The sequence below is a fragment of the Streptococcus sp. HMSC063B03 genome (assembly GCF_001836965.1).
GTDB classification, from domain to species: domain Bacteria; phylum Bacillota; class Bacilli; order Lactobacillales; family Streptococcaceae; genus Streptococcus; species Streptococcus pneumoniae_F.
Window position 1 is genome coordinate 71952 of sequence record NZ_KV831030.1, and the last position, 653, is coordinate 72604.

A 653-nucleotide genomic window follows, 5' to 3' on the forward strand; every position below is an offset into this window, starting at 1 on the left:
TTGTTTTCTCAACAATAGTATACCCGTTTTTCTTGTATTGTGCTAGCCAGTTAAGAAGTATCGTACGACTTGGGAGGCCGTATTCAAGAGAAACTCTATCTTTAGTCCAGCCTTCATGTAAGACTTTATGAATCATTTCTTGTTTTAAATCAGGAGAATAGTAACGATTTTTTCCTTTTTTGACGAACTTTATTCCGTAACGATCAATCAATTTAATCATGTATCTAAGATTAGAATTGTTTATCCCAAATTTATTTGAAAGCTTCTCTAAGCTATATCCTTGTTTTCTAAGTTCATAGATCTGAATTTTATCTTCATAACTCAATTTCATAATAAAACACCCCAAAAGTTAGATTTTTCAGACTGTTTTTAAAATCTTTCTCAAGGACAAATATAAAATCGTCAACACTTTGAAAACTTCAAAAAAAGTATTTTCATCGCTCTAAACATCAAAAAAGAAAGGACGAAATTTGTCCTTTCTAGATATTACCTTTTCTTCAATCCACTACAGTTGACAGAGAGCCTATTTTTATGTTCACCAAAATAAAAAAAGAGGACTAAACCTCTCTTAATTAACTACTCCGCCAGTAGGACTCGAACCTACGACATCATGATTAACAGTCATGCGCTACTACCAACTGAGCTATGGCGGA

Annotated in this window: 1 tRNA gene and 2 pseudogenes; 1 reads left to right on the top strand and 2 read right to left on the bottom strand. The window is 32.6% G+C overall.

The features are described from left to right. Positions 1-331, bottom strand: a pseudogene (locus HMPREF2628_RS04715) (IS3 family transposase); the annotation flags it as partial. A gap of 22 nt (positions 332-353) precedes the next feature. On the opposite strand from HMPREF2628_RS04715, the pseudogene HMPREF2628_RS10425 reads away from it, so the two are divergent. After that, positions 354-484: pseudogene (locus tag HMPREF2628_RS10425) on the top strand (ISL3 family transposase); the annotation flags it as partial. Between the two features lie 95 nt (positions 485-579). Here HMPREF2628_RS10425 and HMPREF2628_RS04720 read toward each other — a convergent pair. Next, positions 580-653, bottom strand: a tRNA-Asn gene (locus HMPREF2628_RS04720).